Here is a 13445-nt window from a genome sequence, read left to right as displayed (position 1 = left end):
CGAGAGTGCGGTGAGGGCGGACAAACAGCCGAAATCCCGCCCTGAGCGCACTCTCGGTGCGCGCGAGAGTCAGCGCTGCGGGATCGCGCAGGCGTCAACCGCTTCCGCGACGACGTGCGTGCCGTTCTCCGTGGGCCGCTCGCCGCGTTCATAGGCCGCCCCCGTCACCGGTGGAGCGTCGTCCAAAGCGCGGTTCTCGTCCTCGGTGAACGCGCGCCCGCGGGACAGGAAGCGCTTGCCCTCCGGCGACTCCAGGCTGAAGCCGCCACCGCGGCCGGGCACCACGTCGATGACGAGCTGGGTGTGCTTCCACGTCTCGAACTGCGACCCTGAGATCCACACCGGAACGCCGTCGTCACCGACGTCGAGCACCGCCAACAGGACGTCTCGGTCGCCGACGAGGAAGTCGCCGAGCGGGTAGCACATCGGCGACGAGCCGTCGCAGCAGCCGCCGGACTGGTGGAACATCAACGCCCCGTGCCGATCCTGCAACGTCCGCAGCAGTTCAGCGGCGGCCTCGGTCACCAGTGCGCGATTCGGTCCGTCCATGTCAGCCATTCTCCCTTGCAGTTCGGATCGCGGGGGCACTCGACGGTGGCAGCAGCAGACGCCGGTCGTCGGGGTAGCAGACGGACAGCGAGATCGCACCCGCGAATCGGTACGGCTGCGCCGCCAGCAGACCCGTGAACTGTTTGCGCAGCCGCGACATCTCCGCGCGCACCGTCACCACCCTCGTCCGGTCGCCGTAGAGATCTTCGGCCAGCTGCGGAGCCGACCGCCCGTCCGGCGAAAGAGCAAGGGCGCAAAGGATTTCCGCATGCCGCAGCGACAGGTCATGACGCCAGCTGCCGAACGCGCCCGCCATCACCAACGACGGGGTGTCGGGGTCGCGGAAGTCCAGCGTCACCGACGATGCCGTGTCCGTGCCACCGCCGTCCTCGGGTGCCAGCCGCACCAGCCAGCCACCGGGTAGCGGTTCGACGGCGCACATCCCCAGCGTCGCCAGCCACACCCGTCCCGGCCCCATCTGCTCGGGCAGCAGGATCCGGTTGTGCAGCGGCATCGCGTCGACGGCGGCGACCCAGCCCTCGGTGTCGACGGCCAGCGCCGGGCGGCCCATCCGCGCGAGGATCGGCGCGGCGAGCGTGCGCAGCCGGTTCAGCGTGCGGTCGTGTTCCTGCCGCAAGTGGGATTCGGCGAGCCTGGCGACGGCGTCGACGAGCGCGATGGTGGTCGGGTGCACGGTGGGAGCGGGCCCCGAGACGTCGACGACGCCGATGACGTGGCCGGTCCTGGGGTCCTTGATCGGCGCGCCGGCGCAGGTCCACGAGTGGTGGCTGCGCAGGAAGTGCTCTGCCGAGAACACCTGCACGGCCCGCTGCGAGACGAGCGCGGTACCGATGGCGTTGGTGCCGACGGAGCCCTCGCCCCAGTTCGCCCCCTCGACGAAGCCGAGGCGGTCGGCGTTCATCAGCACCGACGGGGACCCCGAGCGCCACAGCACGCGACCCTTGGCGTCGGCGACGACGAGGATGTTCTCCCCCTCGGCGACCAACGATTCCAGGCCGTGCGAGATCTCGTCGAGAACGTCCATCAGCCCCGACGACCTGCGCAACATCTCCAGCGCGCCCACGTCGACCATCGCCGCACTGTCGTCGGCCGTGATTCCGGCGGCCATCATTCGCCGCCAGGAATCGCCGATGACCTCGCGCGGCCGCGCCGGCGCCCGGTGCCCGGCCATCGTCGCGTCGTAGACGGCCGACATCAGCCGCGCGTAGCTGCGCGGATCTTCTCCGACGGCGACGGCGGGTTCAGGCACGGGCGAGCTGCCTACGTTGCTGGGCATCAACCCCCAGTGTGCTCTCCATCTCAGCGGTAGACCAGGCCACCGTCGATCAGGCCGGATTGGCCGGTCATGTAATCGGCGTCGGGCCCGGCGAGATACGACACGAAGCCGGCGACGTCATCGGGCGTCTCGGCGCGGCCCAGCGCGATGCCGCCGACGAACTTGTCGTAGGTCTCCCCTTCCGCGGCCCCGGTCAGTTCGGCGAAGCGCTTGTCGATCTCCACCCACATGTCGGTGCCGACGACGCCGGGGCAGTACGCGTTGACGGTGATGCCGTCGGCGGCGTGTTCCTTGGCGGCGGCCTGCGTCAGCGCGCGGACGGCGAACTTGGACGCGCTGTAGGGGCCGAGCATCGCGAAGCCGTCGTGACCCGCGATGGACGAGGCATTAATAACCCGGCTGATCTTTCCTTGCTCTTTGTTCTTCAACTTCTTGAAGGTCGCGACGGCGGCCTGGGTGCCCCACAGGACGCCGTTGATGTTGATGGCCCAGAGCTTTTCGATCTGCGCCGGGGTGACATCGGCGATCGGCCCGACGAGGGCGATCCCGGCGTTGTTCACCATGATGTCGAACCCGCCCAGCGCGGACGCGGCATGCTCGACTGCGGCGAACACTTGGTGGCGATCGCTGATATCGGCGACAAATGTGGTTGTCTTGCTGCCGATCTCGGCGATCTCGGCGGCGACGTCGTCGAGCCCGTCGTTGCGAACGTCGACGAGGGCGACGTCGGCGCCGTCGCGCGCCAGGCGCAGCGCTATACCGCGCCCGATGCCACGTGCCGCGCCGGTGACGAGGGCGACTTTGCCTTGCAGGGTCATGCGGTTGCTCCGTTCGGGTCGACGAGAACTTTCATCTTCTTGCCGGCGTGCAGCGCCTCGAATCCCTCGTCGATGACGTGGTCGATCGGGATGCGGGTCACCCAGCCTGCGGTGTCGTATTTGCCTTCTGACATCAGCGCGATGACGGCCTCGAAGTCGGCGCCGGTGTAACAGAGCGACCCCTGGATCCGGGACTCGTTCATGACGAGGTTGAGAAGTGGCGTCTCCAATGGCTTTTCGTAGATGGCGACGCTGATCATCGGTTTACGGGAGCCGACGCAGGCCAGCGCGGTGCTGACTGCGGGCGTCACCCCGGCGGCGTCGAACACCGCGTCGGCGCCGTTGCCTTTGGTGTGGTGATCGATGAATGCGGGCACGTCGACAGCGCCGGGGTCGAGCGTGTCGGCGCCGAGCGCTTCGATCGCGGCACGCCGAACCGGTGAGGGTTCGACGACGAAGACGTCCTCGAGTCCCTTGCACCGCAACGCGAACCACAGCCCGATGCCGATGGGCCCGGCGCCGAACACCATCGCGGTGTCACCGGGGCGTACATCGCCGAGGGTGGCGGCGTGGTAGGCGACCGACATCGGTTCGACGAGTGCGCCGAGTTCGAGCGACACGTTGTCGGGCAGCTTGTGCAGCATGCTGGTCGGCACGACGGTGTACTCGGCCATGCCGCCGTCGGACATCAGCCCGTGGAAACCGATCTGCTGGCAGACGTTGTAGTTGCCGGCTCGGCATGGTCCGCATCGGTGGCATTGGTAGATGGGTTCGACGGCCACCCGGTCGCCTTCACTCCATCCGGTCACCCCGTCGCCCACGGCGGTGATCGTCCCCGAGAATTCGTGGCCCATCGTCAGCGGCAACTGCGCGCCGGTCAGCGGGTGCGGTGCTGTCGGCACGAAGATCGGCCCGGCGTAGTACTCGTGCAGGTCGGTGCCGCAGATGCCGTTGAATCCGACCTTGAGTTTCACGGTGCCCGGCCTGACGTCCGGTTCGTCGACGTCGTCGATCATGACTTTGTTCGGCCCGTAGTACACAGCTGCTCTCATGGCGGCATGTCTATGTGACGGCCGACACACCGCGAAAGAGTTGCAGGGGGTTGCAGGACTCGGAGCAGACTGAATCATGCAGGTCTTCGATGTAGTCATCGTCGGCGCCCGCTGCGCGGGTTCTCCGCTGGCCACCCTGCTGGCGCGGCGGGGCCTGAGCGTGTGTGTACTCGACAAGGTGCAGTTTCCGTCGGAGACGCCGTCGACGCACATCATCCAGCCGCGCGGGGCCGCATCGCTGGAGCGGATCGGCGCCCTGGACGCGGTGCGGGCCGCGGGTGCGGCCACCATCGACAGTTTCACGATGGTCAACGACGACGTGCGCATCGAGGACGAGTTCGACCGCTCGATCTTCCCGCAGCCCGGCCTCTGCGTGCGCCGCGTGACGCTGGATTCGGTGCTGGTCGACACAGCCACGGCGGCGGGTGCGGACGTCCGGACAGGGGTGAAGGTGACTGGCCTGATGCGCACCGGCGGCCGGGTCACCGGCGTCGAGACCGCGCACGGACCGATCGGCGCCCAGCTGGTGGTCGGCGCCGACGGACGACATTCCACCGTCGCCAAAGATACTGGTGCGCAGGAGTATTCGAAAACTCCCATGGGACGGGTTCCGGTCTGGGGCTACTTCGAGGGCGTCGACAACCTCGAGGGGCGCATCAGGATCGCCCGCATCGGCGAGAACGCGTATCTGGCCAGCCCCACCGACGGCGGGCTGTACATGGTGTGCGTCGCCATGGGTGCCGATTGCGACACGCGGCGCAACGAAGCATTCGACGCAGGGATTGCCGGGTGGCCCGAATTGGCCGATCTGCTTGCCGGCGCTCGGCGAACGGGTCCGTTGCGCGTGATGGCGAAGTGGCACGGCTACTTTCGGCAGGCCGCCGGCCCCGGCTGGGTGCTCGTCGGGGATGCGGGTCACTTCAAGGACTTCACGCCGGGTCAGGGCATCTCCGACGCGCTGTGCCAGGCGGAGCGTCTGACCGACCTGCTGCCTGCCGAACTCGCGGATGCGGCCGCCGTCGACGCGGCAACCGAACGCTGGTGGCGCTGGCGCGACCGCGACGCCTACGCGATGCACTGGTTCGCCACCGACCTGGGTGCGCCCGGGGCGCCGACCCCGGTGATCACCGAAGTGTTGCGCGACATTGCGGGCGACCCGGCCGCGCGCCGCACGTTGATGCGGGTTCTCAACCACGAGGCCGCGCCGAAACGCCTGCTCACGCCGCGGCGCCTCGCCGTCGCCACGGGTCGTGCGCTACGCAGGCCCCGTCAACGCTTCGCGACCGGTGCCGAGATCGCCGGTGCCGTCCGCAATGAGATCCGCAGGACGCGGTCCGTGCAACGGTTCGCAACTCTTGCCACCCCCGGGCTCCGGGGTGTGCCCTAGCTCACATGACTTCCACTCTCGACCCTCAGACCACACACGACCTGACGCCGCAGCAGCGCGTCGACACCTGGCTCGCCGACTTCGAGACGGCCCTGGCTGTCCGCGACGTCGAGCGTGTCGTCGGCATGTTCGCCGTCGACAGTTTCTGGCGCGACCTCGTGTCGTTCACCTGGAACATCAAGACCCTCGAAGGCCGTGACCAGATCAGCGACATGCTCACCGCGCGCCTGATCGAGACGGATCCGTCGGGCTTCCGGACCAGGGAGGCCCCTACGCAGGACGGGTCCGGAGACGACGCAGTGACGTCGGCGTTCATCGAGTTCGAGACCGGCGCTGGACGCGGAGTGGGCCACCTGCGCCTCAAAGGCGACAAGGCGTGGACGCTGCTGACCGCGCTTCAGGAGCTGAAGGGCCACGAGGAACGCAAGGGTCCGAGCCGCGTGATGGGCGCGGTGCACGGCGACGACCCGGATCCGCGCTCGTGGGCCGAGAAGAAGGCTGCCGAGGACGTCGAACTGGGCCGCGAGGTCCAGCCGTACACGCTGGTCATCGGCGGCGGTCAGGGCGGTATCGCGCTCGGCGCGCGGCTGCGCCAGCTCGGCGTGCCGGCCATCGTCGTCGACCGGCACGAACGGCCCGGCGACCAGTGGCGCAAGCGGTACAAGTCGCTGTGCCTGCACGACCCGGTCTGGTACGACCACCTCCCGTACCTGCCGTTCCCGCAGAACTGGCCGGTGTTCGCACCGAAGGACAAGATCGGCGACTGGCTGGAGTTCTACACCCGGGTCATGGAGGTGCCGTACTGGTCGAAGACGACGTGCCTGTCGGCGTCGTTCGACGAAGGGAGTCAGAAGTGGACCGTCGAGGTGGACCGCGACGGTGAGCGCCTGACGCTGCATCCGACGCAACTGGTGCTGGCAACGGGCATGTCCGGTAAGCCGAACGTGCCCACGCTGCCCGGCCAGGACGTCTTCCGCGGCGACCAGCACCACTCCAGCGCCCACCCGGGCCCCGACGCCTACGTCGGCAAGAAGGCTGTTGTCATCGGGTCGAACAACTCCGCGCACGACATCTGCAAGGCGCTCTACGAGAACGGCGTCGACGTGACGATGGTGCAGCGATCGTCTACTCACATCGTCAAGTCGGACTCGCTGATGGAGATCGGATTGGGCGCGCTGTACTCGGAGCAGGCGGTCGCCGACGGCATGACGACGGAGAAGGCGGACCTGACGTTCGCATCGCTGCCGTACCGGATCATGCACGAGTTCCAGATCCCGCTGTACGACCAGATGCGCGAGCGGGACAAGGACTTCTACGACCGGCTGGCGGCTGCGGGTTTCGAACTCGATTGGGGCGCAGACGGTTCCGGGTTGTTCATGAAGTACCTGCGTCGCGGGTCGGGATACTACATCGACGTCGGCGCCTGCGACATGGTGGCCGACGGCCGGATCAAGCTGGCGCACGGACAGGTCGACCATCTGACCGAGAACTCGGTGGTGCTGTCCGACGGCACGGAACTACCCGCCGACGTCGTGGTGTACGCGACGGGCTACGGCTCGATGAACGGCTGGGCCGCGGACCTGATCGGCCAGGACGTCGCCGACAAGGTCGGCAAGGTGTGGGGCCTGGGCAGTGAGACGCCGAAGGATCCGGGCCCGTGGGAGGGCGAACAGCGCAACATGTGGAAGCCCACCCAGCAGCCCAACCTGTGGTTCCACGGCGGCAACCTGCACCAGTCGCGGCACTACTCTCTGTACCTGGCGCTCCAGCTCAAGGCCCGTCACGAGGGAATCCCGACGCCCGTGTACGGGCAGCAGGAGGTCCACCACCTCAGCTGACGGGGATCTCGCCGAGAGTGCAGCCAGGGTCGTGGTTCGGTTCGCCGTCACAGCCCTGGCTTCACTTTGGGCGTTCAGGGGGCCAGGCCGTCGACGATGCCGGCAACGCTCACGCAGCGGCGGTGGACTTTCGAGTCTGGTTCCCGCCGGCCCTCTTCGCCTCGTACATGGCCATGTCTGCCGCGGCGAAGACCCTCTCGATGAGCATGCCGGTGTCGGCGTCCGGGTCCGTCACCGTCACACCGGCGATCCCGAGACTCGCGGTGACGCCCCACTGGTTCGCAGCAATGGCCGAGCATAAACGACGCGCCAGCATTTCCATTTCGTGCGGCGGCGAGGCTTGGGCGACTACGAACTCCTCGCCGCCGACGCGGGCCGTCACCACGCCGGGCCCGGTTGCGGCACGGAGTCTTTCGGCGACATCGACGAGAACCCGGTCCCCCGTCGGATGCCCGAGTGTGTCGTTGAGACGCTTGAACCTGTCCAGGTCGATCACCACGATGCTGAAACTCCCCGAACCCTTGCGGGCAGCATCGGCGACGAGGGCTCGCGCCGACCGGCGGAATCCGCGGCGGTTCGTCAGACCTGTCAGCGGGTCGGTCGATACGGCGTCATTCCACAGCAGTCGTACCAGAATCTGACCGCCGAAAGGGACCGTCAGCAGACCGCCGGTGGACAGAAGCAGCGTGGCCGCCGCCAGCGGTACGTCACCTTCTGCACCCAGCCGCACCGCACAACCCACGGCAGTTCCCAGAGCCACACTCACGGTGAAGACCAACAATCGCGGACTGTGCAACGTTGCCGCGTAGGCCGCGAGTCCCACGAACGCCCAGCAGGTCAGCAGCCCGGCACGTGGATCAGTCGGGGTGAGGGCGACGCAAGCGATGGCTGCGGTGCCGGCCTCCGACATAGCCGTCGACTGCCGTCGAGTCGGCCAGCGCACCGCGTACACGACGGCCATCCCGACGAAAGAGGCGGCGATCACCAGAACCGCGCCCCGGGCAAGCCCGTGCTGACCGGCCGGACTCACCGACATCAGTGCCACCGACGCCGCGAGCGCAGCCATGATCGCGGCCATCGCCACCGACGAGACACGGAGGAGCCGGCGCGCGGCGAGATACTCCGTCAGCCACTCGTAGCGATCCGGCTGTCTCCACCACTGGCGGACGTGATTCACCCGTCTCCCCCGATACTCACCTGGGGCGATAGTACTCAGTCCGCCTGCCCCAGCAGCCGAATCGAACAGCTCAGGTCAAGACGGTCAGAATGGGGGGCGTGACCGACACCCACAGCGCGCCGACCGACACCGATCCGTACCTCTGGCTGGAAGAAGTCACCGGTGACGACGCGCTGGCCTGGGTGCGTGAGCACAACGCGCCGACGGTGGCCGCGCTGAGCGGTGAGCGTTTCGAGCAGATGCGGGCCGAGGCCCTGGAGGTGCTCGACACCGACGCACGCATCCCGTACGTGCGCAGGCGTGGCGAGTACCTGTACAACTTCTGGCGAGACGCCGACAACCCGAAGGGGCTGTGGCGGCGCACGACGCTGGAGAGTTACCGCTCGGAGAAGATCCAGTGGGACATCATCATCGACCTGGACGAACTTGCGCGCGTCGACGATCAGAACTGGGTGTGGGCCGGCGCCGACGTCATCGAACCGGACCACTCGCTCGCCTTGATCAGCCTGTCCCGGGGCGGCTCGGACGCCGCCGTGGTTCGTGAATTCGACATGCGGACAAGGAAGTTCGTCGACGGCGGGTTCGAGTTGGCCGAGGCGAAGTCGCAGGTGTCGTGGGAGGACGCCGACACCCTGCTCGTCGGCACCGATTTCGGCGCGGGATCGCTGACCGAGTCCGGCTATCCGCGCATCGTGAAACGGTGGCGTCGCGGCCAGCCGCTCGCCGACGCCGAAACGGTGTTCAGCGGCGCCGAGTCGGACGTCGTCGTCGGCGGCTCGCGGGATCACACCCCGGGATTCGAACGCACCTTCCTCAGCCGCGCGATCGACTTTTTCAACGAGCAGGTCTACGAGTTGCGCGACGGTGAACTGATCCGCATCGACACCCCCACCGACGCCAGTATCTCGATTCATCGCGAATGGCTGCTCATCGAGTTGCGCACCGAGTGGAAGTACGGCACCCAGACCTACCCCGCCGGTGCGCTGATCGCCGCCGACTACGAGGAATTCCTCGGCGGCACAGCAGAGTTGACGGTCGTGTTCACTCCGGACGCGCACACCAGCCTGCACCACTACGCGTGGACCCGCGACCGTCTGGTCGTCGTCACGCTGGCCGACGTGGCCAGCCGCGTCGCGGTGTACACGCCGGGCCCGTGGACCGCCGAGCCGGTGGCCGGCCTGCCCGAGAACGCCAACACGTCGGTCGTCGCGTCCGACCCACTGGGTGACGAAATCTTCTTGGACTGTTCAGGTTTCGACACCCCGTCGCGTCTGCTCTACGGAACAGCGGGCGGCGAGCTCATCGAGATCAAGCGGGCGCCGTCGTTCTTCGACGCCGCCGACCTGGAGGTGACGCAGCACTTCGCCACGTCCGACGACGGCACCGCGATCCCCTACTTCGTGGTCGGCCACCGGCATCGCCAGGCGCCCGGCCCGACGCTGCTCGGCGGCTACGGCGGGTTCGAGGTGGCACGCACCCCGGGTTACGACGGGGTCATGGGTCGGCTGTGGCTTTCCCGCGGCGGCACCTACGTGCTGGCCAACATCCGCGGTGGCGGCGAGTACGGACCGACGTGGCACACGCAGGCCATGCGCGAGGGCAGGCATCTCGTCGGCGAGGACTTCGCCGCGGTGGCAAGGGATCTGGTGGAGCGCGGTATCACCACCGTCGAGCAGCTCGGCGCTCAGGGCGGCAGCAACGGCGGTCTGCTGATGGGCGTCATGTTGACCAAGTACCCGGAGCTTTTCGGCGCCCTGGTGTGCAGCGTTCCGCTGCTCGACATGAAGCGCTTCCACCTGCTGCTGGCCGGTGCGTCGTGGGTCGCCGAGTACGGCGATCCCGACGACCCCGACGACTGGAAGTTCATCGCCGAATATTCGCCCTACCAGAACATTTCGGCCGACAGGCGCTATCCGCCAGTGCTCATCACCACATCGACGCGCGACGACCGGGTGCATCCCGGCCATGCACGGAAGATGACGGCTGCGCTCGAAGACGCCGGGCAACCTGTCAGCTATTACGAGAACATCGAGGGTGGTCACGCCGGAGCGTCGGACAACCCGCAGATCGCGTTCCGCTCCGCGCTCGTCTACGAGTACCTGCTCCGCACGTTGAACGGAAACTGACATGACCAACTGGAGAGCCCTTTTCGCCGTCACCGCTGCATCGGCGCTGCTGTTGACCGGCTGTACGCAAGACATCACCGGTACCGCCGTCACCGCAGCCGGGGGTGCCCCCGATCCGTCCGGCGGCAGCGAGGACCAATGTGCGACCGTCGCAGCACCTTTGGACGACATCCCCAACGAGGACGACAGCGAGCCGCTGCTGCGCATACCCGTCCCCGACGGGTGGGAACGCAACTCGATGATGGACAGCCCGGTCATTCGCTACACCATCGTGTCGACGGATCTCATCAGCAACGACTTCGCCCCCAACGCCGTGGTCACCCTCGAGTCGGTGCGCGGCAGCCAGGCGTCCGACGAGGTGTTCGAGCAGAACCGCGCGAACCTGGAGTCCGGTCTCGGCGCCTTCGACCTGCAGACCGAGAGCAACACCACCTGCGGGTTGCCCTCCGAGACAACGGTGTACATGGCGCCACCGATGGGTCCGGCTCCCGAGCGGCCCATCATCATGCACGCGGTCGTGGCGGAGGACGGCGGATCCACCTTCCTCGCGACGCTGACGATCCAGACGACTGACCCCGACGACCCGCGCTACGTCGCCGATTCGCAGGAGATCGTCGACGGTTTCCAGATGCTGCTGCCGGGATCATGAGCACGCTGTCCTACGTGCTGCTCGGCGCGGGTGCACTCGCGCTGATCCTCGGCGCCGCCATTCCCGGATGGGATACGCCGACGCTGCCGAAGCGGGCGGTCAAGCGGCGCATCTACTGGGCGGGAACAGCCGTCGGCGCGGTGCTGGTGTTCCTCGGTGGGTTGCCCGACGTGCAGAGCTCGGTCGCGTTCGTCGTCGCCGTGCTGATCCTGATGGTGGGTTCGGCGTACTTCCGCACGCCCCACATCAAGATCGGCGGGACGATCTACTCGGCGTACGAACCGCACCGCAAACCCGATCCCCCGCCGGGCTGACGCTCCTCGTTGCGGGGACAAATAGGGCAGATACCCGATATGGCCCGAGCGCCGCACTCGCTACGGTTCCAGCTCAGAAGAGGGTCGCTCGGATCCTCCTGACGTGGGCCCTACCGGCCCTTAAGGCTGGCTGCGGTGAAAGCTTCGCAAGGTCGGGATCGGGTCAATTCACGTGGCGTTCGGGCCAGCTCCTATATCGGCCGCATCGGAGCGCTGGCAGCGGCCCTGGGCATCGGCGCCGTCGTCGTGACCGGACAAGGGCTGGGGATCGCCACTGCCGACGATGCACCATCGCAGACCTCCTCCAGCTCTGCGGCTGGAGACACCTCCGTCAAGTCGACCGCAGTCGATTCCGACGAGTCGGCTCCGACCACCTCGGGATCGGCGAAATCAGAACACGCATCGGATACCGCCACCACACCGGAAAGCACAGACGCCGGCGACGGTGACGACTCACCGCCAGGCTCACCGGGCACCGACACGGCGGATGAGAACGCGACGGACGGCGACGAGCCGTCGACGACCGCTCCGCCGACGGTCGACCCCACGGCCGTAGAAGCACCGGTCACCAGCGCCGAACCCGACCCGGCGCCGAGCGTCGAACCAGAGGCGTCCTCCGGCAACGGAAACCAGGCGGCAGAACCGGCCGATCGAGATGAGACGGTCGACAGCAGTAACTCCTCGGCTACGCCGCCTCTGGCAGTCTCGACCCGGGTGGAGCAGGCGTTGTCCGCACGAACAGTCGCGAACACGCCTTTAGCCACGACCCCGACTTCGCCCGACTTCTCGACGAAGAACTCGCCTGCACCCGAAGCGCGGACGGCGCTGGCGCCTTCGACGCCACCGGCCGGCGCTCCCGTTCTTCAGGAAGGCCCGTTCGGCGCGATCCTGGCAGTCCCGGCATTCGCCATCCGTATCGCCACCACGATCACAGCCACCCTGCTCGCGCCGTTGCTCGGCACACCATCGCCGATCCCGATTCCCTCCGGCACACCGGTGCTGCTGGCCGTGCTGGGCTGGGTGGACCGCGAGATCAAGAGAACTTTCTTCAACCACACCCCGGTCGCCGATGTCGTCGCCGCGTCCACCGACGAGGACACCCCGATCGTCATCGACGTCACGCGCGGCGGGGCGATCGACGGCGACCCGGGCGATGTGCTCACCGTGACGTCGTATACCCAACCCGCTCACGGCACGGTCTCCCTGACCGACGGAAAGCTGGTCTACACCCCGACTGCCAATTACAAAGGGGCAGATTCGTTCTCCTACACCGTGTCTGACGCGAACAGCGCCTGGCACGTGCATGGACTACTCGGTCTGCTGTTCAGCGGACGTCACACCGACACCGCGACCATCGCCCTCACCGTGACGCCGGTCAACGACCTTCCCGTCGCGGTCGACGACACCGCGTTGGTCAGACAGGGTGCGAGCCAGCAGATCATCAACGTGCTGGCCAACGACTCCGACATCGACGCCGGACAAACGCTGACCGTCGTGGGCGTGGGCGCCGCCAACCACGGCACAGTGTCCATCGTCGGCGCGACGGTGAGCTACACCCCGGATGCCGATTTTGCAGGCTCCGACGCATTCACCTACACCGTCGGAGACGGCGCCGGTGGGACCGCGACCGCAACCGTCGCGGTCACCGTTGTGCTGCAGAACCGCACGGTCGAATTCGATGGCGCCGCGGTCGGCCCCCTGATCGTGACCCCCGACGGCACCCGCGCCATCCAACGCGTCTACCTGCCCGACTCCGGCGCCTTCGGCGACACCCAAATCGTCGTCATCGACACCACCACCGGCGCCATCATCGGCTCACCCACCGTCAGCTACCCATCCAGCCAACCCGTACTCCTAAGCGCCGACGGCCACACCGCCTACATCCTGCGCGACATCAGCAACACCATCTCCCCACAAATGACCATCCTCGACACCACCACCGGAACCATCCTGGCCAACACCGGCATCCCCCGCGGCGGAAACATCACCGGGTTCACCCTCACCCCCGACGGCACCCGCATCCTCATCAACAAATCCGCCGGAGACGACGGCACCGACCCCGTCAAAGCCAAACTCACCATCATCAACGCCACCACCGGAACCGTCCTGGCCACACCGGAATTCGATGGCGCCGCGGTCGGCCCCCTGATCGTGACCCCCGACGGCACCCGCGCCATCCAACGCGTCTACCTGCCCGACTCCGGCGCCTTCGGCGACACCCAAATCGTCGTCATCGAC

Annotated in this window: 11 protein-coding genes; 6 read left to right on the top strand and 5 right to left on the bottom strand. The window is 67.5% G+C overall.

The features are described from left to right. Positions 1–69 precede the first annotated feature (69 nt). Genes P9A17_RS02465 through P9A17_RS02450 form a run of 4 tightly spaced genes read right to left on the bottom strand, consistent with a single transcriptional unit; the run spans position 70 to position 3716 of the window. Entirely contained in the window at positions 70–549 is a 480-nt protein-coding gene (locus tag P9A17_RS02465) for a DUF779 domain-containing protein (protein WP_278037029.1), read from the bottom strand. Position 550: 1 nt separating this feature from the next. Continuing rightward, positions 551–1846 carry a helix-turn-helix domain-containing protein gene (locus P9A17_RS02460; RefSeq protein ID WP_278037028.1) on the bottom strand — a complete coding sequence of 432 codons (1296 nt, stop codon included), beginning with the start codon at positions 1844–1846 and terminating at the stop codon, positions 551–553. 23 nt (positions 1847–1869) lie between these two features. Then, positions 1870–2664 carry an acetoin reductase gene (locus tag P9A17_RS02455; RefSeq protein ID WP_278037027.1) on the bottom strand — a complete coding sequence of 265 codons (795 nt, stop codon included), beginning with the start codon at positions 2662–2664 and terminating at the stop codon, positions 1870–1872. Continuing rightward, the gene (locus P9A17_RS02450; protein ID WP_278037026.1) at positions 2661–3716 is read right to left on the bottom strand and encodes a 2,3-butanediol dehydrogenase; all 1056 of its coding nucleotides are present in this window, start codon (positions 3714–3716) and stop codon (positions 2661–2663) included. The genes P9A17_RS02455 and P9A17_RS02450 overlap by 4 nt, the downstream gene beginning before the upstream one ends. Positions 3717–3792: 76 nt before the next feature. On the opposite strand from P9A17_RS02450, the gene P9A17_RS02445 reads away from it, so the two are divergent. Next, positions 3793–5103: an NAD(P)/FAD-dependent oxidoreductase gene (locus P9A17_RS02445; protein ID WP_278037025.1), complete on the top strand. Its 1311-nt coding sequence runs from the start codon at positions 3793–3795 to the stop codon at positions 5101–5103. A 5-nt stretch (positions 5104–5108) separates the two neighbouring features. Continuing rightward, on the top strand, positions 5109–6941 hold the full coding sequence (locus P9A17_RS02440; protein WP_278037024.1) for an NAD(P)/FAD-dependent oxidoreductase: 1833 nt from the start codon (positions 5109–5111) through the stop codon (positions 6939–6941). A 109-nt stretch (positions 6942–7050) separates the two neighbouring features. Here P9A17_RS02440 and P9A17_RS02435 read toward each other — a convergent pair whose 3' ends face one another. Next, positions 7051–8118, bottom strand: a complete 1068-nt coding sequence (locus tag P9A17_RS02435) for a GGDEF domain-containing protein (RefSeq protein WP_278037023.1) — start codon at positions 8116–8118, stop codon at positions 7051–7053. A gap of 89 nt (positions 8119–8207) precedes the next feature. Between P9A17_RS02435 and P9A17_RS02430 the strand changes: the two genes are divergently transcribed. The 4 genes from P9A17_RS02430 to P9A17_RS02415 form a co-directional block, all read left to right on the top strand. Next, positions 8208–10244: a prolyl oligopeptidase family serine peptidase gene (locus P9A17_RS02430; RefSeq protein WP_278037022.1), complete on the top strand. Its 2037-nt coding sequence runs from the start codon at positions 8208–8210 to the stop codon at positions 10242–10244. A 1-nt stretch (position 10245) separates the two neighbouring features. Next, positions 10246–10893, top strand: a complete 648-nt coding sequence (locus tag P9A17_RS02425; protein WP_278037021.1) for an LpqN/LpqT family lipoprotein — start codon at positions 10246–10248, stop codon at positions 10891–10893. Continuing rightward, positions 10890–11207 carry a hypothetical protein gene (locus tag P9A17_RS02420; protein ID WP_278037020.1) on the top strand — a complete coding sequence of 106 codons (318 nt, stop codon included), beginning with the start codon at positions 10890–10892 and terminating at the stop codon, positions 11205–11207. Before P9A17_RS02425 ends, P9A17_RS02420 begins: the two co-directional genes overlap by 4 nt. Positions 11208–11342: 135 nt before the next feature. Beyond that, positions 11343–13445 (top strand): Ig-like domain-containing protein (locus P9A17_RS02415; RefSeq protein WP_278037019.1); only part of this gene is annotated, 2103 nt, incomplete at its 3' end.

The organism is Mycobacterium sp. 236(2023), from assembly GCF_029623955.1.
GTDB lineage: Bacteria > Actinomycetota > Actinomycetes > Mycobacteriales > Mycobacteriaceae > Mycobacterium.
The sequence above is the reverse complement of the archived record's forward strand: the minus strand, read 5'-3'. Positions and strand labels throughout refer to the sequence as shown.

Excerpts from the sequence above, each read along its gene's own strand:
- P9A17_RS02465 (WP_278037029.1), bottom strand. The coding sequence starts at position 549 with ATGGACGGACCGAATCGCGCACTGGTGACCGAGGCCGCCGCTGAACTG.
- P9A17_RS02460 (WP_278037028.1), bottom strand. The coding sequence starts at position 1,846 with ATGCCCAGCAACGTAGGCAGCTCGCCCGTGCCTGAACCCGCCGTCGCC.
- P9A17_RS02455 (WP_278037027.1), bottom strand. The coding sequence starts at position 2,664 with ATGACCCTGCAAGGCAAAGTCGCCCTCGTCACCGGCGCGGCACGTGGC.
- P9A17_RS02450 (WP_278037026.1), bottom strand. The coding sequence starts at position 3,716 with ATGAGAGCAGCTGTGTACTACGGGCCGAACAAAGTCATGATCGACGAC.
- P9A17_RS02445 (WP_278037025.1), top strand. The coding sequence starts at position 3,793 with ATGCAGGTCTTCGATGTAGTCATCGTCGGCGCCCGCTGCGCGGGTTCT.
- P9A17_RS02440 (WP_278037024.1), top strand. The coding sequence starts at position 5,109 with ATGACTTCCACTCTCGACCCTCAGACCACACACGACCTGACGCCGCAG.
- P9A17_RS02430 (WP_278037022.1), top strand. The coding sequence starts at position 8,208 with ATGGGGGGCGTGACCGACACCCACAGCGCGCCGACCGACACCGATCCG.
- P9A17_RS02425 (WP_278037021.1), top strand. The coding sequence starts at position 10,246 with ATGACCAACTGGAGAGCCCTTTTCGCCGTCACCGCTGCATCGGCGCTG.
- P9A17_RS02420 (WP_278037020.1), top strand. The coding sequence starts at position 10,890 with ATGAGCACGCTGTCCTACGTGCTGCTCGGCGCGGGTGCACTCGCGCTG.